Here is a 21,826-nt window from a genome sequence, read left to right on the forward strand (position 1 = left end):
ATCAGTTCTTGCTGGGCGCAGCACCGTTCTGCTGCTTCTCGCCTGGTGACATGATGATCGATACACGGCCCTTCTTGGCTGCGCCCTTGCAGCTTTCAAGAAAAGCCTTGCCGGTATCCATATGAGCGGTCAGCTTGCAGCCGGTTGCGACATTGTCGCCGTCCGTCAGCACGACCTTCGAACCTTCGAGAACCAGAACCTGGCTCTTGCCGTCATAGGTGCCGCGATCGCCTGTTGCGACCTGCGTGCCGGATTTCAGATAGACCTTGCCGCTGACATCCAGACGGTCAATGCCCGACGCGCTGAGGCCGGCCGTTCCGCCCTGTGATGCACCTTCGCCCTGTTTCTGGGAGTCCTTGTTGTAATAGACGATCATCTTGCCGGATTTGAGCAGCGCATCGCCCTGTTCCACCGAGACATTGCCGCTGAAAATGGCTATGCCTTCCTTGTCGCGCATTTCCAGTTTGTCAGCATCGATCTTGACCGGATCCTTGCCGCTGGAAAGCTTCAGACTGCCGAACGGAACCTGTTCACCGCTGGATGCTTCCTGTGCCGAGACGGCAACCGGCGTTGCGGCAACAGCCAGCGCCACAACCATCAATCCAATCTGCCCCATCCGCCCAATCTGCATTGCGCGGGCCTTCCTGCCCATGTCCATCTTGCCCGTCTCGCGTTTCATATTCCGTTCAGTCCTTAAAGCGCCTTCGCTTCCGAACATGACACTCATGCCATATCAGCCGCTCGAATCCCTTGATACAAGGGGTATAATGTGGTCCGGAATTCTGTTCAATGTTTCAGAATCCTGTTCCAGACATCGGCCTTGCCCTGCAACAGGCAATGGTCAACCAGACAATCGCCGTCATCAGGACTTGCTGTCCGAGGCACCAGTATTGCCGTCGATCGTCATGCGGACATCTTTCTCGAAGATCAGAACGGCTCCCTTGTCCTTCACCTGCATCTGACCAGCCTGGATTTCCGTGGTGCCGGTCTGGATCCGGACAGGCTTGTTGGTAGTGATCTGACCACTCTTCAGATTGATATCCGCCGAGCGCAAGACTGCCTTCAGCCCATTGTCTGTCGTAACAACAAAATCCTTATCAAGTTGCAAACGTCCATTGGCATTATCATAAATGCCAGACTTTGCCTTGACCATTGCTCGGCCATTGTCGCCAATCGGAAGCTCGGCGGAAATGCCTTCCAGCACGATCGTGCCGTTCTTCTTCTGATCCTGCGTGGCCTTGACGGCCGTCATCGAATAGGGACGATTGTCCTTGGTATAGCCATTGAGATGCGGACTGGTCATCACCAGCTTGCCATTCTCCCCGCCGGTATTGATCTCAAGCTTGACCGGTGCCGGCGGCGTGGCCAGAAAGGTGAACCATGAAAATATGGCAGCCACCGTCACAGCCAGGACAGGCAGGGCCAGCTTCAGAACACGCACCCGGATGGAATGGCGTTGCGCGGCACGGAAAACCGAAACCGCCTTTTCAGAAGCGCCAAATTGCGCGCGAGCGGACTGGCCATCGTTGCCCCCATTGGCATGCGCAGCAACAGCAATATCGCCTTTCGGCGATGGCGCACGCATGTCAATCATTGTCGTATCGGCAGTCATAGGCTCGTCCGGTTCTCTCGTCTTGTATCAAAATGAATGATCGCCCTGTTACATAAATCTGATAGGTACCACAAATCACAGGAAATATGGTTTATTTGGGATCCGGATCATAGCAAAACAAGAGTATCGGCCCTGCGCACAGGCGCGCACCAAATCGTCAATTGCTCATATCCCCCAGATCGCAACCAGATGCCCTGATTATCCTGTCTCCCTTAATCGCCCATCCTATTTATTGCGCAGCCTGATTGAAAGCACAAATCAACATACGTTTCATGTCGCATGGAGTAACAGTATGAAGAAGCTGTCCGTTACACCATATTTCTCAGTTGCGGACGGAAAACCGGTTCCCGTTTTTCCTGGAACTGCTTGTATGTTCCGACAGATTTCAGGGCAAGACTATGCAGAAGCAGTCTGCCCTCATATACTTTCCCGCATTGCATGAAGATATGACAGGTATTTCACGATGGCTTACGATGCCGATGCACTGATCGAGCGACGAAAATTGCGCCGCAAGCTGACCACCTGGCGCATTGCGTTTCTTCTTCTCGTTGCCGCCATGATTCTTGGCCTTGTCGGCTATTCCTTGCGCAATGCATCGTTCAGCCAGCCGCATATTGCCAAGGTGCGCATCGAAGGCACGATCTTTGAAAATGCGGAACTGATCAAGCGCCTCGACCGCATTGCCAAAAATGATGCGGTAAAGGGGGTTATCATCATTCTTGATTCTCCGGGCGGCACCACAGTCGGCGGCGAGACGATCTATGAAGCCGTACGCAGAATCGCGGAAAAGAAGCCGGTTGTCACCACGGTCGGCACGCTAGCCGCCTCGGCCGGCTACATGATTGCCAGCGCCTCCGACCATATCATTGCACACCAGACGTCCATTGTCGGCTCGATTGGCGTGCTGTTTCAGTATCCGGACATTTCCCGCCTGCTCGAAAAGGTGGGCGTGAGCATTGAAACCATCAAGTCCTCACCCCTGAAAGCAGAGCCGAACTATTTCAGCCCGGCCAGCGAGGAAGCCAGGGCCATGATCCGTAACATGATCATGGATTCCTATGACTGGTTTGTCGCACTGGTCGAAAAGCGGCGCAACTTCACCCATGAACAGGCGCTGTCGCTGTCCAATGGCGCCATTTTCACCGGGCGCCAGGCGCTGGAGAAGAAGCTGATCGACGGTCTTGGCGGTGAAGAGGAAGCTGTGGCCTGGCTTGCAACCAAAGGCGTTGACAGATCCCTGCCGCGCCTGGAGTGGAAACCACAGAATCAATCGACCGGCTTTTCACTGCGCGACCTGATCATCCATGCCGCAGCACAGCTCTTCGGCCTGCCGCAGGAAACCAATATGCTGATCAAGGATATCGCGAAAGAGCGCATCTTCCTTGACGGACTTCTTTCGGTTTGGCACGTTGATACCATGTCGGGTGCTGAACCGGCGGAACAATGACACGCCGGAAGCAAAAGCTGCCGAGCCAACCAAAAGCAAGGGGTTAAAGCCGTGATCAAATCGGAACTCGTTCAGATCATCGCCAGCCGCAATCCGCATCTTTTCCAGCGCGATGTTGAAAACATCGTCGGCGCGGTGTTTGAAGAGATCACCAATGCACTGGCCGAGGGCAACCGCGTGGAACTGCGCGGCTTTGGCGCTTTCTCCGTCAAGAACCGCCCGGCCCGCAGCGGTCGCAACCCGCGCACCGGCGAAACGGTCCATGTGGAAGAAAAGTGGGTGCCGTTCTTCAAGACCGGCAAGGAACTGCGCGACCGGCTGAACGGCACCGCCTGAGCCTGATCTTCCGGCCACCATCCGGCCGGGGGCCGTGGCCTGTTCATGACAGGATATTTCGGCGGACATCCCCGGCGAAATATCCTGGAGCATTTCGCTTCCAAACGCAATTTCTGCTGAATGGATGATGCGCTCTGCTCCGGATTTGTTTACGCTTGTCTTGTCGCCTCACTCGCGGGCGGCATGTTGCAAAGGGTGATTATGCTGGCAAAACGCATTCTGATGATTGTCATTTTCGTGCCATTGGCGGTGATCCTGATTGCGCTTGCCGTTGCCAATCGCACGTCGACTGTTCTGACCATCGATCCGTTCAATCCCGGCAATCCCGCCCTGTCCTATACTGCGCCACTGTTTCTCTGGCTTATCGGCGCGCTGATTGTCGGCGTCCTGATCGGATCGGCGGCAACCTGGTTTGCGCAGGGCAAGCACCGCCGCACGGCAAGACGGCACAAGCTGGAAGCGCAGCAATTGCTGGTGCGCGCCGAACAGGCAGAAAAACGCAATCTTCCAGTCAATGGCTGACAGCATGGCCATATTCGGCGTTCTTGGCCCTTCCGTTCAGTTTCTGTTTGGCCTATAGCAGTTCCAGAAAAGACCGATTTTCGTCTGGAACTGCGAAAAAACAATGTGTTAGAGCATCCCTGCCAAAGCGGAAACGGTTTTGGAAAGACCACAAGGCTGAAGCATTTCGCTGCGAGATGCGTCGGTGCAGTGCAGCTCCCCGGCTGCGGGGACGCTTGAACGATTTGCTAGAACGCGCATCCTGATGATCAGACCGATGCTCGGGAGCATCGCAAAGCCAGAGCATGAAGCGGAGTTTCGGGTGAAAGCGCCAAAAGGTAAAGGCAGAAAAGCTTCCAGTGACAAACGCGCAGGCGAGCGTCATGACAGCGCGCGCCCCGACAGCCGGCCCACCGGCTTCAGGAAGCCTCGGCCGCAATTTGCCAAACCTGCCGCGAAAAGCCCGGAAGAAAAGACCCAGACCTCCATCCGCGCAATCAAACCCTATTCCGGCCCGCGTCCGGCTGAACGCCTGCCGCTCATTCTGGAAACCGAGCCAACGGCTGACTATGCCCTGCTTGACAGCGGCAACGGGCTGAAGCTCGAACAATATGGCCCCTATCGCATCATCCGCCCGGAAGGCCAAGCGATCTGGCTGCCGACCCTGCCGAAGAAGGAATGGGATGCGGCAGATGCGATTTTCACCGGCAACACGGATGAAGAGGGCATGGGACGCTGGGCCTTTCCGAAAGTGCCGCTTGGCGAAACATGGCCGATGCAGCATGACGGCATTTCGTTTTATGGCCGTTTCACCTCGTTCCGCCATGTCGGCGTTTTTCCGGAACAGGCCGCACACTGGTCTTTCATGGACGCGCTTGTGCGTGAGGCTACAAGACAGGGCCGCACGGTAAAAGTGCTGAACCTTTTCGGCTATACCGGCCTTGCTTCGCTGGTGGCCGCGCGCGCAGGCGCGGAAGTCACCCATGTGGACGCCTCCAGGAAGGCCATCCTCTGGGCGCGCGAAAACCAGGAAATGGCGGGGCTTTCCGACAAGCCGATCCGCTGGATCTGCGAAGATGCGATGAAATTCGTTCTGCGCGAGGAACGCCGCGGCAGTTTCTATGACATCATTCTGCTGGACCCACCGGCCTATGGCCGCGGGCCTTCGGGCGAGGTGTGGCAATTGTTCGAGCATCTGCCGGCCATGGTCGATACCTGCCGTTCGATCCTGACCCGAAAGCCGCTTGCCGTCATTCTGACCGCCTATTCCATCCGCGCCTCCTTCTTCGCCATTCATGAACTGATGCGCGACCGTTTCACCGGCCTTGGCGGCACGGTCGAATCGGGCGAGCTGATCCTGCGTGAGCAGGCAGGCGGGCGCGCGCTTTCCACTTCCATGTTCAGCCGCTGGGTAGCAAAATGAGCCGTAACGACGATTTCTCCAGAACGGGCGGTTCCCGCGTTGGCCAGGTCAAGGAGGTCACGAGCCTCACCAACCCGATCGTGAAGGATCTGCGCGCGCTTGCGCTGAAAAAATACCGCGATCAGCAGGGCGTGTTTCTGGCCGAAGGGCTGAAACTGGTGATCGATGCAATGGAACAGGACTGGCGTATCAAGACGCTGGTTTTCGCCAAGGCCGGCAAGGGCAACAAGCTGATCGAACAGGTCGCAGCCCGCACATTTGCCAAAGGCGGGCTGGTGCTGGAAGTCAGCGAAAAGGTCATTTCCGCCATAACCCGCCGCGACAATCCGCAGATGGTGGTTGGCGTCTTTGAACAGCAATATAATCCGCTCGCCAGCCTCAGGCCGCAGGGTAATGATGTCCATGTCGCGCTCGATCGTGTACGCGACCCCGGCAATCTCGGCACCATCATCCGCACGGCCGATGCGGTGGGCGCGAAAGGCATTATTCTCATCGGCGACACCACCGATCCCTATTCACTGGAAACAGTGCGCGCCACGATGGGCTCGATCTTTTCCATACCGCTCTACAAGGTGACGGAAGCCGAATTCCTCAACTGGCGCAAAGGTTTTTCCGGCCTGCTGGTCGGCACGCATCTCAAGGGTGCCGTCGATTACCGCACCATTTCCTATTCCAACCAGCCGGTCGTGCTGATGATGGGCAATGAGCAGCAGGGGCTGCCCGACAGTCTGGCAGCTGCGTGTGACAGGCTGGCGCGCATTCCGCAGGCAGGCCGCGCCGATTCGCTCAACCTTGCGATTGCAACCGGCGTCATGCTCTATGAAATCCGCCGTGACGCGCTCATCCTTGATGAAAGGCCTGGCCTATGAAGCGACATGCGGTCTGGTCGTCCCTGCTTGTGGTCATCATTGCAGTTCTCGGCGACCAGATTGTCAAATATCTGGTCGAGACGCGCATGGATTATGCCGGACAGATCGATCTTCTGCCCTTTCTTGCCCTCTACCGCACCCATAATGAAGGCATCGCCTTCTCGATGCTGGCGGATCTGCATGACTGGGGATTGGTGGCGATCACACTCGCCGTCATCGCCTTCGTGCTTTACCTGTGGTGGACCAATGCGCCGGAGCGTATCTTTGCCCGCTATGGCTTTGCACTCGTTGTCGGCGGGGCGATCGGCAATCTGATCGACCGCGTCGTGCATGGCTATGTTGTTGATTATGTGCTGTTCCACCTGCCGACATGGTCCTTTGCCGTGTTCAATCTGGCGGATGCCTGTATCACTGTCGGAGCCGGACTGATCATTCTGCAGGAACTGATCGACTGGCGGCGGGAAAGAAAGGTCTAGGTTCAGACTTCCACGCACATTCCGAATTATCCTGGCATGTTGTTTCCTGTTTTCCCGCAGGGGCAGACGGGAAACCGATTTCCTCTTTCCCTGAAACCGCCTGTTTCTCCAGTTCCGGAACAAACATGCCAACCAGACGCCGGAACAATTCCATATGAACGGGAAATGTTCTGGATGATGTCTGGCAAGAAAAATCGTAACATCAGTCAATATCTATGTAATAACAACCTTCTAGGGAAGGCTCATCCATTTCAGTTAAAAATAAAATGATGTTGCCGGTCGGGCTGTTTCCCTTGAACCGCACCTGGCTTTCGCCTATTTTCATTTCATGATTGTTGGATTTTGAAAGGGACGAGGTCACACCAGCAGAATTGACATATTGGTGACATGCTTCTGTCATCCGGGCGTAGCACTGCGGCCTTATTGCATTTGTATGATCGCTTTTGCGGATCATCGCCGCAGCAGGTTACCGCGGAAATTTTACAATAAAACGAACAGTTTATTGTGTAGACAACAGGAGCGAATCATCATGACACTACTGTCTGGAACGAGTCAGGGAATCATTGATGGTACGATCATGTCCGGTCTAGAAGCACAAAAGCCCATTCTGCCCGCAAACGATGAGGCGGTGGTGCTTGGCCGTATCGGCGCGCTCGAAGTCCGGCTCGCCACGTCGCAGGACGAAGTTGAAGCTGCACAGGAACTGCGTTACCGCGTCTTTTACGATGAGATGGGTGCTCATGCACACTCCATGGCGGCGGCGGAACGGCGTGATGCTGACCGTTTTGATGCGGTGTGCGACCATCTGCTTGTCTATGACACCGCCCTCACCTGCCCGCAGCATCGCCAGATTGTCGGCACCTATCGCCTGATGCGCAGCGATCAGGCGGCAAAACATGGCGGTTTCTATTCCGCCGATGAATATGACGTGCACCAGCTTGCCCTGTCGCGCCCCAATCTCAGGCTCCTGGAACTTGGCCGCTCCTGCGTGCAGGCGGAATATCGTTCCAAGCGCACGGTGGAGCTGTTATGGCAGGGGGCATGGGCCTATTGCCGCCGCCATGCCATTGACGTGATGTTCGGCTGCGCCTCGTTCCACGGCACGATTCCGGCAGCCCATGCGCTTGGCCTGTCCTTCCTCTACAATAATTGCCGTGCAACACCGGACTGGGATGTACGCGCCCTGCCGCATCGCTATCAAACGATGGACCTGATGCCCAGGGAAGCGATCAACAACAAGGCTGCGCTGTTTTCCATGCCGCCGATGATCAAGGGCTATTTGCGCCTTGGCGCGATGATTGGCGATGGTGCGGTGGTTGATGAAGCCTTCGGCACCACCGATGTGTTCATCATCCTGCCGATCGAACGCATTTCCAGCCGTTACATCAGCTATTACGGCGCAGATGCCAACCGTTTCGTCTGAAGCAGATTTACTGGCCGCCATGGCAGTTCCAGCAAAAGCGGAAACCGGCGTTCCGTCCGCAGCCGTTATTCCTTCGCCGCCAGTTCCTTCAGCCTGTATATGAGATCAAGCGCTTCGCGCGGGGTCAGATCATCCGGGCTGACTGCGGCAAGCGTCTTTACCACCTCGCTCTCCTTCACCGCCTTTTGCGGCCTTGCCTGTTCCTGCTTCAGCACGACGGAAAACAGCGGCAGATCATCAATCAGCTTGTCGGCCTTGCCGGATGTCTCGCCAGCTTCCAGCTGTTGCAGCACGTCGCGGGCGCGTTTGACCACCGCTTCCGGCAGGCCCGCCAGACGCGCCACCTGCACGCCATAGGAGCGGTCGGCTGCTCCCTTGGCGACTTCATGCAGGAAGACCACGTCATTGTCCCATTCCTTCACCCGCATGGTGACATTGGAAAGCCGCTCAAGCTTTTCCGATAGCGCCGTCATCTCGTGGAAATGGGTGGCAAAGAGCGCACGGCAGCGATTCTTCTCATGCAGATATTCAACCGCCGCCCAGGCGATCGAAAGCCCGTCAAAGGTTGCCGTGCCGCGCCCGATTTCATCGAGAATGACCAGCGAGCGCTCGCCTGCCTGATTGAGAATGGCAGCCGTTTCAACCATTTCGACCATGAAGGTCGAACGGCCACGCGCCAGATCATCTGATGCACCAACACGGCTGAACAACCGGTCGACAATGCCGATATGGGCGGAGGTCGCAGGCACGAAGGAGCCCATCTGGGCCAGGATGGCAATCAGCGCATTCTGGCGAAGAAAGGTCGATTTACCGCCCATGTTCGGCCCGGTCAAAAGCCAGATAGCGCCATGATGGCCGTCCCTTTCCGGCGACAGGTCGCAATCATTGGCAACAAACGGATTGGCCGCCTGCCGGCGCAAGGCCTGTTCGACCACCGGATGGCGTCCGCCGACAATATTGAAGGCAAGGCTTTCATCGACCACTGGCCGGCAATAGCCCAGTTCATCGGCAAGCACGGCCAGAGCGGCCGAGACATCAAGCACACTCAACGCGCCTGCCGCCTTGCGGATGCGATCGGCATGGGCGACGGCTTCCGCCGTCAGTTCCTCGAAAATCGCCAGTTCAATCGACAGGGCGCGATCGGCCGCATTGGCGATCTTGCTTTCCAGTTCTGCCAGCTCTGTCGTGGTAAAGCGCATGGCGTTTGACATGGTCTGGCGATGGATGAAGCGCGCCTTGGCGGCATCCGTCTCGGTCATGGCAGCCGCATGATTGGCGGTCACTTCAATGAAATAGCCAAGCACATTGTTATGCTTGATCTTGAGCGACTTGATGCCGGTCTCTTCGATATAGTCGTTTTGCAGCCCGGCAATGATGCGGCGCGACTGGTCGCGCAAGGCGCGCATTTCATCCAGTTCCGCATTATAGGCTTCGCGGACAAAACCGCCGTCGCGCTTGATCAGCGGCATTTCATCGGCCAACGCCCGGTCAAGATGGCAGGCAAAATCAAGCGGCAACGCGGCAATTGCCTCGCGCGCCTCGGCCAGTTCATCCGGCAAAAGCGCATTTTCAAACAATTCGGCAATGACTCGGGCGGCTTCAAATCCGCGGGCCAGAGCCCCCAGATCACGCGGGCCGCCGCGCCCGACCGCAAGACGCGACAGGGCGCGCGGCATATCCGGCACGCTTTTGAGTTCAAGCCGAACGGCATCGCGCAAGGTAGGTTCGGACAGGAACCATGACACGGAATCAAGCCGCTTGCCGATTTCCGCGGGAATGGTCAAAGGGGCGGTCAGCCGCTCGGCAAGCAAACGCGCACCGCCGCCGGTCACCGTACGATCGATGGCTTTCAGCAGGCTGCCATCGCGATTGCCCGACATGGTACGGGTGAGCTCCAGGCTGGCGCGGGTGGCGGGGTCGATGAAAAGCGTGCCGCCCTCTTCCTCGCGTTCCGGCCGCATCAAGGGCGGGCGCTCGGAAATCTGCGTCTTTTCAATATAGGCAATGGCACCGGCAATCGCCGACAGTTCAGCGCGCGAAAACCGGCCAAAACCGTCCAGCGTCGCCACATTGAAATAGCGCTGGATGCGCGCCTCTGCCGCCGCACTGTCAAACAGGGTCGCAGGCTGCGGCGTCACCGCCTTGCCGATCAGGTCAAATATCGGCTTCAGTTCCGCATCATGATAGGCGCTGTCGGCCACGACCAGCTCACGCGGATCAATGCGCATGATATCAGCATAAAGCCGCTCAACCATGGTTTCACTGACGCGGAACGTGCCGGTGGAAATGTCGATCCAGGCCAGCGCCAGACGATTGTCACCACGTGTGCGACCAAGCGACATCAGGAAATTGGCTTCCGATGGATCAAGCAGCTTTTCTTCCGTCAGCGTTCCGGGGGTTACAAGCCGGATGACATCGCGGCGCACCACCGATTTCGAGCCGCGCTTCTTGGCTTCTGCCGGGTCCTCCACCTGCTCACAGACGGCAACGCGATAGCCCTTGGCAATCAGCTTTTGCAGATAATCATCGGCAGTGTGAATCGGCACGCCGCACATCGGAATATCTTCGCCCAGATGCTTGCCGCGCTTGGTCAGCGTAATGCCCAGTGCCTGCGAGGCCTCGATCGCATCATCGAAGAAGAGTTCGTAAAAATCGCCCATGCGATAGAACAGAAGCGAGTCGGGATTGGCCGCCTTGATCTCGATATATTGTTCCATCATCGGTGTGAGACGGACGGAGGCTGCGTCCTTGCCACCTGCCCCACCTTCCAGCTCCAGAGCTTTCAGATCATCACCTTCCGGCGCCTGACCTTCCGGACGAGCATCGCTGGCTTTCATTTCCATCTCAAAACCTTCATTTATTGCCTGTAGGTCACAAAATACGTTACAAAATTTCGTAATGTGCGGCTATATGCGACCCGTTATTACGGGATGGACAGTTTACAGCGCCGCTGTCTGGCGCTATCGCTTTCCGTCCCACAGAATTTGATCCGGAGGGAACATGCCAGCCTCGACGCCGAAGGGCAATATTGCAGAACGCGCACCCACAGCCAGTGAGAAGGAAGCGCTCGATTTTCATATGCAGGGTCGTCCCGGCAAGCTGGAAATTACCCCAACCAAGCCCATGACCACCCAGCGTGATCTGTCGCTTGCCTATTCTCCGGGTGTTGCCGTTCCGGTCAAGGCCATCGCCGAAAATCCGGCCTCGGCCTATGACTATACCGCCAAGGGCAATCTCGTTGCCGTCATTTCCAATGGTACGGCCATTCTTGGCCTCGGTAATCTCGGTGCGCTTGCCTCAAAGCCGGTCATGGAAGGCAAGGCCGTGCTGTTCAAGCGTTTTGCCGATGTTGATTCGATCGATCTTGAAATAGACACGACCGATATCGATGCCTTCATCAATGCGGTACGCTATCTGGGGCCATCCTTTGGCGGCATCAATCTGGAAGACATCAAGGCGCCGGACTGCTTCATCATTGAACAACGCCTGCGCGAATTGATGGATATTCCGGTTTTCCATGATGACCAGCATGGCACGGCAATCATTGCTGCCGCCGGCCTCCTCAATGCGCTGCATCTGACCGGGCGCGACATGAAGACGACCAGGCTCGTCTGCAATGGCGCAGGCTCTGCCGGCATTGCCTGTATCGAGCTGATCAAGGCCATGGGCTTCAACCCGGACAATGTCACGCTGTGCGATACCAAGGGCGTTGTCTATCAAGGTCGCGAAGAGGGCATGAACCAGTGGAAATCGGCGCATGCGGTCAAGACCGATGCCCGCACGCTGGCTGATGCCATGAAGGGGGCGGACGTCTTCTTCGGCCTGTCGGCCAAGGGTGCCTTGACCGAGGACATGGTGCGCTCCATGGCGCCCAATCCGATCATTTTCGCCATGGCCAATCCGGACCCGGAAATCACACCGGAAGAGGTGGCAGCCATCCGCGACGACGCCATCGTGGCCACGGGCCGTTCGGACTATCCGAATCAGGTCAACAATGTGCTGGGCTTTCCCTATATTTTCCGCGGCGCGCTTGATGTGCGCGCAACCACCATCAATGACGCAATGAAGATTGCAGCCGTCAATGCGCTGGCGGAACTGGCGCGTGAAGACGTGCCGGATGATGTGGTTGCCGCCTATCAGGGCAGCCGTCCGCGCTTTGGCCCGCAATATATCATCCCGGTTCCGTTCGATCCGCGCCTGCTTGCTTCCGTTTCCGCTGCCGTCGCCAAGGCTGCAATGGATAGCGGCGTTGCTGGCAAACCGATTGATGATATTGAAGCCTATAAGCGTGAATTGTCGGCACGTCGTGATCCGATTGCCAGCACCTTGCGCGGCATCTTTGAGCGCGTACGCCGTCAACCGAAGCGCATCGTCTTTGCCGAAGGCGAGGAAGAACAGGTCATGCGTGCCGCCGTTTCCTATGTCAATCAGGGGCTGGGCACGGCGATCCTGATCGGCCGCGAGGAACGCGTGGCAGAGACTGCGGAAGCCGCAGGCCTTGATCTCAACCGTCCGGGCATCGAGGTCATCAATGCGCGGCTTTCCAGCCGCAATACGGTCTATGCCGAATATCTTTATGCAAAATTGCAGCGCAAGGGCTATCTGGCGCGCGACTGCTACCGCCTGATCAACAATGACCGCAACCATTTTGCCGCCTGCATGGTGGCGCTGGGCGAAGCCGATGGCATGGTGACGGGCGTGACCCGCAACTATGCAACAGGTCTTGGCGATGTCATGCGGGTGATCGATTCCAAGCCCGGCCACCGGGTGGTCGGCGTTTCGATTGCCGTCTGCCTCGGCCGCACCGTGTTCATCGCCGATACGGCCGTGCATGAAAAGCCAACGGCGGAAGAGCTTGCCGATATTGCGGTTGAAGCCGCCGGCATGGCGCGGCGCATGGGCTATCTGCCGCGCGTTGCCTTCACCGCCTTCTCGAATTTCGGCCATATGGGCGGTGAAAGCGGCGCGCGCGTGCAGGAGGCCGTGCGCATCCTGTCGGAACGCCGCGTCGATTTTGAATTCGATGGCGAAATGAGCGCCGACGTGGCGCTGAACCCGAAGCTGATGGAACAATATCCATTCGTCCGCCTTTCGGGGGCGGCAAATGTGATTGTCACGCCGGACAATCATTCCGCCTCCATTGCCGCCGACATGCTGAAGGAACTGGGCGGTGCGACCATTATCGGCCCGCTTCTGGTTGGCCTCGACAAGCCGGCACAGATCGTCAGCATGAGCGCGAAAGACACCGATATCGTCAACATGGCGGCCATTGCCGCAGCCAGCGCCGCCCATTAAGGCAATTGTCTGAATTGCACAGGACATTGTTCGAGCATGCCGCCCAGGACCGGTTCCCGTTCTTGGGCGGCATGCTCGAACATAGTGTTGCCGGTCGTTTCTGACGGAAAACGGCTTCCAGCTTTCCGGGCAATGTTCCAGATGCAAACATCATGAAAATATAACAAAACGGGAGAAAACCATAGCATCCTCTTTATTGTGATTTATATTTTGAAATATTTTTCATAATATATTTTACGTTAATCGCTTAATTAATAACTTTAACACTTACTTTCATAAAGAGAAGTTATGCAGTATATTCTTCTGTCCCTGTCTATCGGCTTTCTTATGAACAAGGTCTACGACGTTATTGCAAATCTTGTCTCATAATAGCTGATCACAACATTCAGTTGCAGATCTGGCATGGCCCGGCTTCATCAATGCCGGGCTTTGTCACATGATGCGATTGGGCCGTGATTGAGTGTTTTGCGTGTTCATGACGCTGAAAAATGGTTATAGGGTGAGGTGAACCCCATAACCGGACTTGAATCTGCATGAGCACACATGATCTGAGACTGGATGAAATCATCAATGCAGAGGCTTTCCAGCGAAAACTGCATGAACTGGCAGATTCAACCAGTGAAGATTATACGAGTCCTGCCACCCGCAAGGTTATTCTTCAGGCCCTCAAGGATGCGCTGATCCGCGGGCGTGCCAATGCCGAAACCATGCTGATCAAGGATGGCGGCGGCACCTTGTGCGCCACCCGCCTGTCCTATCTGATGGACACGCTCATCAGCGCGCTGTTTGAGCTTGTTACCACCAAGATCTTCCCGATGCGCAATCCGTCCAAGGCGGAGAACATGGCCATCGTTGCCGTTGGCGGCTATGGACGCGGCGGACTGGCACCGGGCTCCGACATCGACCTTCTGTTTTTGCTGCCCTACAAGCAGACGCCATGGGGCGAGCAGGTCGTGGAATATATGCTCTACATGCTCTGGGATATGGGGCTGAAGGTGGGTCACGCCACGCGCAATGTCGATGAATGTATCCGCCTTGCGCGCGAGGACATGACGATCCGCACCGCCCTTCTCGATGCGCGCTTTCTGACCGGAAACCCTGAGCTGTTCGACACGCTGACCAAACGTTTCGATGTGGAAGTGGTGGAAGGCACGGGGCCCGAATTCATCCATGCCAAGCTTGCCGAACGCGACCTGCGCCACCGCAAGGCGGGCGAGACGCGCTATCTGGTCGAGCCCAATGTCAAGGAAGGCAAGGGCGGCCAGCGCGACCTGCATACATTGTTCTGGATCACCAAGTATTTCTACCGCGTCAAGACCAAGGAGGAACTGGTCAAGCTCGGTGTCCTGTCGCGCAGCGAGCTGAAACTGTTCAACAAGGCGGAAGATTTTCTCTGGGCCGTGCGCTGCCACATGCATTTTGTCACGCTCAAGGCCGAGGAACGCCTGTCATTCGACATCCAGCCGGACATTGCAAGCCGCCTTGGCTATCGTCCGCATCCGGGCCAGAATCATGTCGAACGCTTCATGAAGCACTATTTCCTCGTCGCCAAGGATGTCGGCGATCTCACCCGCATCATCTGTGCGGCGCTGGAGGAACGGCAGGCCAAGCATGTGCCCGGCCTCAACCGCGTTTTCAGCACATTTTCCCGCCGCAAGCGCAAGCTTTCGGCCAATGGCGACTTTATCGCGGAAAATCACCGCATCAACATTGCGCGGCCGGACGTATTCAAGGATGATCCGGTCAATATCATCCGCATCTTCCATCTCGCCGACAAGCACGGGCTGGAATTCCACCCCGAAGCCATGCAGCAGCTGACGCGCTCGCTGCGCCTCATCGATTCGAATTTGCGCGAAGATCCGGAAGCCAACAAGCTGTTTGTGGAGATACTCACCTCGCCACGCAATCCTGAACTCAACCTGCGTCGCATGAATGAATCGGGTGTCCTTGGCCGTTTCATCCCGGATTTCGGCAAGATCGTCGCGATGATGCAGTTCAACATGTATCACCACTATACGGTGGATGAGCATCTGCTGCGCTGCATCGCCATCCTGTCCGAGATCAAGCATGGCAAGCATGAACAGGAGCATCCGCTTTCCAACCATCTGATCAAGACGCTGAAGCGCGACCGCACCCTGCTTTATGTCGCAACGCTTTTGCATGACATTGCCAAGGGACGGCCGGAAGATCACTCGATTGCCGGCGAGCGCATTGCGCGCAAACTCTGCCCGCGCTTTGGCCTGTCGCCGGCCGAAACCGATACGGTTGCCTGGCTGGTGCGCGAACATCTGACCATGAGCATGGTGGCGCAATCGCGCGACCTCAATGACCGCAAGACGATCATTGATTTTGCTGACAGGGTGCAGACGCTGGAGCGCCTGAAGCTGCTGCTGATCCTCACGGTCTGCGATATCAAGGGCGTCGGTCCTGGCGTGTGGAATGGCTGGAAGGGACAATTGCTGCGCACGCTGTTCTATGAAACCGAGCTGGTTCTGACCGGCGGCTTCTCAGAACTGCCGCGGGCAGACCGCGAACGGCAGGCCCGTGAGGCACTGGCCGAGCGGCTGTCCGACTGGCCGCAGGCCGAGCGCGAGGCCTATATTGCGCTGCATTACATGAACTATTTCCTGACAGTCAGCCTCGAGGATCAGGTCCGCCACGCCGAATTCATCCGCGCAGCCGACCGCGAGGGCCGCCAGCTTGCCACCATGGCCAAGCCGCATACATTCGAGGCCGTTACCGAAATCACCATTCTGGCCCCCGACCATCCACGCCTGTTGTCGATCATCGCCGGCGCCTGTGCGGCGGCGGGCGGCAATATTGTTGACGCACAGATTTTCACCACCAGTGATGGCCGCGCGCTCGACACCATCATGATCAACCGCGAATTTGACACGGATGAGGATGAGCGCCGCCGCGCCGAACGTGTCGGCAAGGTGATTGAAGATGTGCTGTCCGGCAAGTCGCATCTGCCGGATGTACTGGCCAAGCGTGCCAAGCCGAAAAAGGGCACCAAGGCCTTCACCATCGAACCACAGGTCGAAATCGACAATAATCTGTCAGACAAGTTCACCGTAATTCAGGTGGAAGGGCTTGACCGTCTTGGCCTGTTGTCGGAACTGACCGGCATGATCTCCGATCTGTCACTCGACATCGCCTCTGCCCATATCACCACCTTTGGCGAAAAGGTCATCGACACATTCTATGTCACGGATCTGGTTGGCCACAAGATTTCCAGCCCGACGCGACAGGCCACAATCAAGCGCAAATTGACTGCAATGATGCGTGGAAAAACGGATGGCAAGACAGGCGCACGTTCGCCGCAAGCCGCAGCATAGGCCACCAAGCACATGAGTCTGGTCAGGAAATTCGCTACCGTCGCATCCGGCACGCTGATGAGCCGCATCTTTGGCTTCACGCGTGAAATGTTCATGGCAGCCGCACTCGGCACCGGCCCGGTTGCCGACGCCTTCAATGCCGCTTTCCGCTTTCCCAATACCTTCCGCAGGCTTTTTGCCGAAGGAGCGTTCAATTCCGCCTTCGTGCCGCTTTTTGCCAAGGAAATCGAAAACAACGGCATGGATGGCGCGCGCCGCTTTTCGGAAGAAGTGTTTGGCGTGCTGTTCACGGTTCTTCTGTTCCTCACCATCGTGATGGAACTGTCCATGCCCTTTCTGGTGCGCACCATCATTGCGCCGGGCTTCGTCGATGACCCGACCAAGTTCACGACGACCATCCGCATGGCAGTCATCATGTTCCCCTATCTTGCCTGCATGTCGCTTGCGGCCATGATGGGCGGCATGTTGAACTCGCTGCACCGCTATTTCGCCGCAGCCATTGCCCCGGTCTTTCTCAATGTCATCCTGATTGTCGTACTGGTCTATGCCTGGTGGCAAGGCTATGACGCGCTTGCCGTCGGCTATGGCCTGTCCTGGGGCGTGATGGCTGCAGGCCTCGTCCAGCTTGCCATTGTCTGGTTTGCGGTGCGCAATGCCGGTATGAGGATCGGCTTTCGCCGCCCGCGTCTGACGGCCAATGTCAAGCGCCTGCTGGTTCTGGCCTTGCCTGCCGCCATTACCGGCGGCATCACCCAGATCAATCTTCTGATCAACACCAATATTGCATCGGGTGCAGCAGGGGCAGTGTCCTCGCTCGTCTATGCCGACCGCATCTATCAATTGCCGCTTGGCGTGGTGGGCATTGCGGTGGCGACCGTGCTTCTGCCAGAGCTTTCACGCGCCTTGCGTGCCGGCAACATGCAGGAAGCCTCCAGCCTGCAAAACCGCTCGGTCGAATTCACCCTGTTTCTGACGCTGCCCGCCGCTGCCGCCCTTCTCGTCATGTCCGAACCGATTGTGCGGCTTCTGTTCGAACGTGGCAAGTTTGGCGCCGATTCGACACTTGAAGTATCAACCCTGCTTGCAATCTATGGCATTGGCCTGCCCGCTTTCGTGCTCAACAAGGCATTCATCCCGGGCTTCTTTGCACGTGAGGACACCCGCACCCCGATGATCTTTGCCGCCATTTCCATGGTGGTGAATGTCTCGATTGCGTTGAGCCTGTTTCCCTTCTTTGGCGCACGCGGCATTGTGACGGCGGAAATCGTCTCTGGCTGGCTTTATGCCCTGCTTCTTTTCTTCACGCTGGTCAGGCGCGGCCATTGGGGGCATGACAGGCCGCTGCTTTCCCGCATCCCGCGCCTCATCCTTTCTGCCGCCATCATGGCCGTCGCCATCCATTATGCCTGCATCCATTTTGCCCCCGAACTTTCCAGTGCCGCCTCGCTTGCCACCAGGGCCGTGACGGTCATTGCAATCGTGCTGGGCGCCATGGTGATCTATTTCGGCCTTGCCTTTGCCAGCGGCGGGGCAGACCTTGGCATGATCCGGCGCAGCATCAGGCGCCGCGCAAGCACAAAAACCGATGAACATCAGACAGAATAAGGCTTGAAAGGCCGTTTCGCCTTTGCGAAAAGACCGCATGCAAACCACCTCTGCTCTCCACCCGCAGAGGCAACATTCAGGAAACCAACATGAGCACGTTCAAACCGCTTGTCTTCTCCGGTGTACAGCCAACCGGAAACCTTCACCTCGGCAATTATCTCGGGGCGATCAAGCGGTGGGTCGAACTTCAGGATCAGCAGGAATGCATCTATTGCGTCGTTGACATGCATGCGATGACCGTTTCGCCTGATCCGGTTGAGCTGATGCAATCGACCCGCGAAGTCGCCGCAGCCTTCCTGGCTGCCGGAATTGATGTCAAGAAGAGCATTGTCTACAACCAGAGCCGTGTGCGCCAGCATGCCGAGCTTGCCTGGGTGTTCAACTGTGTTGCCCGCGTCGGCTGGATGAGCCGCATGACCCAGTTCAAGGACAAGGCGGGCAAGGATCGCGAAAATGCCTCGCTTGGCCTGTTTGCCTATCCAAGCCTGATGGCGGCCGACATTCTGCTTTATCGTGCCACGGCTGTACCGGTGGGCGAAGACCAGAAGCAGCATCTGGAGCTCACCCGCGACATCGCGCAGAAGTTCAACAATGACTATTCCGAGCGCATTGCCGCGCTTGGCATCGGCGTCGACATGCAGGTGGGCGACGAAAAGGTCTCCGGCTTCTTCCCGATGACCGAGCCGATGATTTCAGGCCCCGCCATGCGCATCATGTCGCTGCGCGATGGCAGCAAGAAAATGTCGAAATCAGATCCGTCCGATCTGTCGCGCATCAATCTGATCGATGATGAGGAAACCATCGTCAAGAAGATCCGCAAGGCCAAGACGGATTCGGATGGCCTGCCGTCCGAGGTTGGAGGCCTTGCCGGCCGGCTGGAAGCCGACAATCTGGTGGGCATCTATGCCGCCCTTGCCTCCACAAGCAAGGAAGAGGTGCTGAAGGAATTCGGCGGACGCCAGTTCTCCGAATTCAAGGCTGCCCTTGCCGATCTGGCGGTTTCACGCCTGTCGCCGATCACCCATGAAATGCGCCGTCTGGTGAGCGACCCCGGCTACATTGACAGCGTGCTGCGCGATGGCGGCGAACGCGCCGGTGTCATTGCCGAAGAAACCATGCGTCATGTCCGCGATATCATCGGCTGGCTGCAGGACTGATTTTACAACACGCCTGCTTCCGGCAGGTTTTGCTGCCGGCAGGCATTCTTGCGAACAGCCACCCAGGACAGGTTGCGTCAAAATTGTCGGCTTGCAGGCGGCTAACAGGGATGGCAAATTGCGCCCATGATATCAAAACGACTTAGCCGCGAAGCTGGCCATCGCCGCAAATTTCTCGCCGTCGTGGACGAGACGCCCGAATGCGGGCGTGCCGTCGCCTATGCCGCACGCCGCGCCAAGAATTCCAATGGCGCTCTGGTGATGGCCTTTGTCATCGACAATTCCGATTTCCAGCAAATCCTGGGTGTTGGCGAAATCATGCGCGCCGAGGCCTATGACCGCGCCCGTGCCGCTCTGGAAAAATATGCTGCCAGGGTGCGCTCGGAACAGGGTATCGAGCCGGAACTGCAGATCCGTGAAGGCCAGACGGCAGAAGAACTGCTCAATATCATCGATGAGGATCAGGATATCGCCATCCTGATCCTTGCTGCCGGCCCCGGCAAGGATGGCCCCGGCCCCCTGGTGCAATCGCTTGCCGGCCGGGCACAGTTTCCGCTGCCCGTGACGGTTATTCCGGCAGGTTTGACCGATGATGACATTGATGCGGTGAGCTGATCACCCTATATTAGGAGCAACAAGACGCGTTTTCGCCCTGGCAGGATCAGCCCCGTGGCGGTTTGGCGCGTTTATCCCCATCGAACAGTCGGGAGATCCATATGTTCATCCAGACCGAGACCACGCCGAACCCGGCAACGCTCAAGTTCCTGCCCGGCAAGGTCGTCATGCCGGAAGGCACAGCCGATTTCCGGGATGCTGCCTCTGCCGCCAATACGTCCCCGCTTGCAGCCAAACTCTTTGCCGTGCCCGGCGTGACCGGTGTTTTCTTCGGTTATGATTTCATCACCGTCACCAAGACGGATGGCGAATGGCAGCATCTGAAACCTGCCATTCTCGGTACGATCATGGAACATTTCATGTCCGGCGCACCGGTCATGGCCAACAATGGCAACAGCAATGCCGCAGCCGAACATGACGACGGCGAATTCTATGACGCAGCCGATACGGAAATCGTGGCAACCATCAAGGAACTGATCGAAACCCGCGTGCGCCCGGCTGTCGCCCAGGATGGCGGCGACATTACCTTCCGTGGCTATGAAAACGGCACCGTGTTCCTACACATGAAGGGCGCCTGCTCCGGCTGCCCATCCTCCACCGCAACGCTGAAGCACGGCATCCAGAACCTGCTTCGCCATTTCGTGCCGGAAGTGCAGCAGGTCGAACAGATCTGACAATAATCCCTGTCAACGCCAAGGCGCCTGTCTGATCCGCTCAGACAGGCGCTTTTGCTTGTAATGCATACTGATGCGATTGCCGCACGGCCCCGCCGGCTGGCCTGCATGCCTGCCAGCGCAGCCCCGCACAAGGCCAAACTATTGGGGCAAAGATATTCACGGCCATATGTTGCGGTTTACATTATACTGATAAAATAGCACTAACATGACGCACCACAAAATATGGAGATTTTATAATTATATAAAAATAAATATCAAAACAATCGTTACATATTATCTGATCAATACTTGTCACTCATAATGACAGATAGTGGTCATATTTTCATGTAACCAACTAAAGCAAAGCACATCTTTCGTTCCGGATGTGCTTTGCAATATTTTATCGGGCTTACTGCTGGACGATAACTTTCGCGCCCTGCTCTGCGCGTTCATAGAGATCGATAATATCATGGTTCATCATGCGGATGCAGCCCGAGGACATTGCCTTGCCGATCGACCACCATTCCGGCGTACCATGAATGCGATAGCCGGTATCACCGCCCTTGTTGAACAGATAAAGCGCGCGCGCGCCAAGCGGATTTTTCAGGCCGGGACTCATGCCATTACGATATTTCGCCAGTTCCGGCTGACGCCTGATCATGGCGGCTGGTGGCGTCCAGGTTGGCCATTCACGCTTCATGGCAATACGCGCAGTGCCCGACCATTCAAAGCCCTCACGCCCGACCCCGATACCGTAACGCATGGCCTTGCCGCCGGGCATGATGAAATAAAGGAATTTTGACTTCGTATCGACAATGATGGTGCCGGGCGCCTCATTCGTCGCGTAATTCACGATCTGGCGGCGATATTGCGGCGGAATTTTCTCTGTCGGAATGGCCGGGATCACATAGCCAGCGTCGCTGACGGACGTGTAGGATGCGGTGTAGAACGTATTGCCGAAGGTAGAGCAACCAGCCAGGACAGCACCGATAAACATGACCGATGCCAGCCGCGAAATGCGCGATTTCATAACCCCTCCCCATCTGGAGCACGATAAATGCGAATCAAATCCC

General features: G+C 57.0%; 18 protein-coding genes. 13 read left to right on the forward strand and 5 right to left on the reverse strand.

Going from position 1 to position 21,826, the window contains the following annotated elements:
• Position 1: 1 nt before the first annotated feature.
• A complete protein-coding gene (locus ACFO1V_RS05540; RefSeq protein WP_374830106.1) occupies positions 2-679 on the reverse strand; it encodes an LptA/OstA family protein in 678 nt (225 codons plus the stop codon).
• 183 nt (positions 680-862) lie between these two features.
• The gene (gene lptC, locus ACFO1V_RS05545; protein ID WP_374830104.1) at positions 863-1,612 is read right to left on the reverse strand and encodes an LPS export ABC transporter periplasmic protein LptC; all 750 of its coding nucleotides are present in this window, start codon (positions 1,610-1,612) and stop codon (positions 863-865) included.
• Positions 1,613-2,075: 463 nt separating this feature from the next.
• On the opposite strand from lptC, the gene sppA reads away from it, so the two are divergent.
• The 6 genes from sppA to lspA all read left to right on the forward strand — a co-directional run bounded on the left by sppA (position 2,076) and on the right by lspA (position 6,664).
• Positions 2,076-3,059 carry a signal peptide peptidase SppA gene (sppA, locus tag ACFO1V_RS05550; RefSeq protein ID WP_374830102.1) on the forward strand — a complete coding sequence of 328 codons (984 nt, stop codon included), beginning with the start codon at positions 2,076-2,078 and terminating at the stop codon, positions 3,057-3,059.
• Positions 3,060-3,110: 51 nt separating this feature from the next.
• Positions 3,111-3,395: an integration host factor subunit beta gene (locus tag ACFO1V_RS05555; protein WP_374830100.1), complete on the forward strand. Its 285-nt coding sequence runs from the start codon at positions 3,111-3,113 to the stop codon at positions 3,393-3,395.
• Between the two features lie 201 nt (positions 3,396-3,596).
• The gene (locus ACFO1V_RS05560) at positions 3,597-3,917 is read left to right on the forward strand and encodes a lipopolysaccharide assembly protein LapA domain-containing protein (RefSeq protein WP_374830098.1); all 321 of its coding nucleotides are present in this window, start codon (positions 3,597-3,599) and stop codon (positions 3,915-3,917) included.
• 301 nt (positions 3,918-4,218) lie between these two features.
• Complete coding sequence (locus ACFO1V_RS05565) at positions 4,219-5,319, forward strand: RsmD family RNA methyltransferase (RefSeq protein ID WP_374830096.1); 1,101 nt, start codon at positions 4,219-4,221, stop codon at positions 5,317-5,319.
• Positions 5,316-6,188: a TrmH family RNA methyltransferase gene (locus ACFO1V_RS05570; protein ID WP_374830094.1), complete on the forward strand. Its 873-nt coding sequence runs from the start codon at positions 5,316-5,318 to the stop codon at positions 6,186-6,188. The genes ACFO1V_RS05565 and ACFO1V_RS05570 overlap by 4 nt, the downstream gene beginning before the upstream one ends.
• On the forward strand, positions 6,185-6,664 hold the full coding sequence (gene lspA, locus ACFO1V_RS05575; protein WP_374830092.1) for a signal peptidase II: 480 nt from the start codon (positions 6,185-6,187) through the stop codon (positions 6,662-6,664). Before ACFO1V_RS05570 ends, lspA begins: the two co-directional genes overlap by 4 nt.
• Before the next feature lie 202 nt (positions 6,665-6,866).
• Here the strand turns inward: lspA and ACFO1V_RS05580 are convergent, their stop codons facing one another.
• Positions 6,867-7,118, reverse strand: a complete 252-nt coding sequence (locus ACFO1V_RS05580; protein WP_374830090.1) for a hypothetical protein — start codon at positions 7,116-7,118, stop codon at positions 6,867-6,869.
• A 75-nt stretch (positions 7,119-7,193) separates the two neighbouring features.
• Here ACFO1V_RS05580 and olsB point away from each other — a divergent pair, with 75 nt between their 5' ends.
• Complete coding sequence (gene olsB / locus ACFO1V_RS05585) at positions 7,194-8,087, forward strand: l-ornithine N(alpha)-acyltransferase (protein WP_374830088.1); 894 nt, start codon at positions 7,194-7,196, stop codon at positions 8,085-8,087.
• Positions 8,088-8,152: 65 nt separating this feature from the next.
• On the opposite strand, the gene mutS is transcribed toward olsB, so the two are convergent.
• Positions 8,153-10,930 (reverse strand): DNA mismatch repair protein MutS, encoded by a 2,778-nt coding sequence (gene mutS / locus ACFO1V_RS05590; protein ID WP_374830086.1) that lies wholly within the window; start codon positions 10,928-10,930, stop codon positions 8,153-8,155.
• A 157-nt stretch (positions 10,931-11,087) separates the two neighbouring features.
• On the opposite strand from mutS, the gene ACFO1V_RS05595 reads away from it, so the two are divergent.
• The 6 genes from ACFO1V_RS05595 (at position 11,088) to ACFO1V_RS05620 (ending at position 20,771) form a co-directional block, all read left to right on the forward strand.
• Positions 11,088-13,382, forward strand: coding sequence for an NADP-dependent malic enzyme (locus tag ACFO1V_RS05595; RefSeq protein WP_374830084.1), 2,295 nt, complete (start codon positions 11,088-11,090; stop codon positions 13,380-13,382).
• A 533-nt stretch (positions 13,383-13,915) separates the two neighbouring features.
• Positions 13,916-16,720 (forward strand): [protein-PII] uridylyltransferase, encoded by a 2,805-nt coding sequence (locus ACFO1V_RS05600; protein ID WP_374830082.1) that lies wholly within the window; start codon positions 13,916-13,918, stop codon positions 16,718-16,720.
• 12 nt (positions 16,721-16,732) lie between these two features.
• Complete coding sequence (gene murJ, locus ACFO1V_RS05605; protein ID WP_374830081.1) at positions 16,733-18,325, forward strand: murein biosynthesis integral membrane protein MurJ; 1,593 nt, start codon at positions 16,733-16,735, stop codon at positions 18,323-18,325.
• 89 nt (positions 18,326-18,414) lie between these two features.
• Positions 18,415-19,482, forward strand: coding sequence for a tryptophan--tRNA ligase (trpS, locus tag ACFO1V_RS05610; protein WP_374830079.1), 1,068 nt, complete (start codon positions 18,415-18,417; stop codon positions 19,480-19,482).
• A gap of 126 nt (positions 19,483-19,608) precedes the next feature.
• Positions 19,609-20,097 (forward strand): universal stress protein, encoded by a 489-nt coding sequence (locus tag ACFO1V_RS05615; RefSeq protein WP_374830077.1) that lies wholly within the window; start codon positions 19,609-19,611, stop codon positions 20,095-20,097.
• Positions 20,098-20,198: 101 nt separating this feature from the next.
• Positions 20,199-20,771: a NifU family protein gene (locus ACFO1V_RS05620; RefSeq protein ID WP_374830075.1), complete on the forward strand. Its 573-nt coding sequence runs from the start codon at positions 20,199-20,201 to the stop codon at positions 20,769-20,771.
• Positions 20,772-21,162: 391 nt separating this feature from the next.
• Here the strand turns inward: ACFO1V_RS05620 and ACFO1V_RS05625 are convergent, their stop codons facing one another.
• The gene (locus ACFO1V_RS05625) at positions 21,163-21,783 is read right to left on the reverse strand and encodes a L,D-transpeptidase (RefSeq protein WP_374830073.1); all 621 of its coding nucleotides are present in this window, start codon (positions 21,781-21,783) and stop codon (positions 21,163-21,165) included.
• Between the last annotated feature and the right edge of the window lie 43 nt (positions 21,784-21,826).

The sequence above is a fragment of the Daeguia caeni genome, from assembly GCF_042653845.1.
Lineage (GTDB): Bacteria > Pseudomonadota > Alphaproteobacteria > Rhizobiales > Rhizobiaceae > Brucella > Brucella caeni.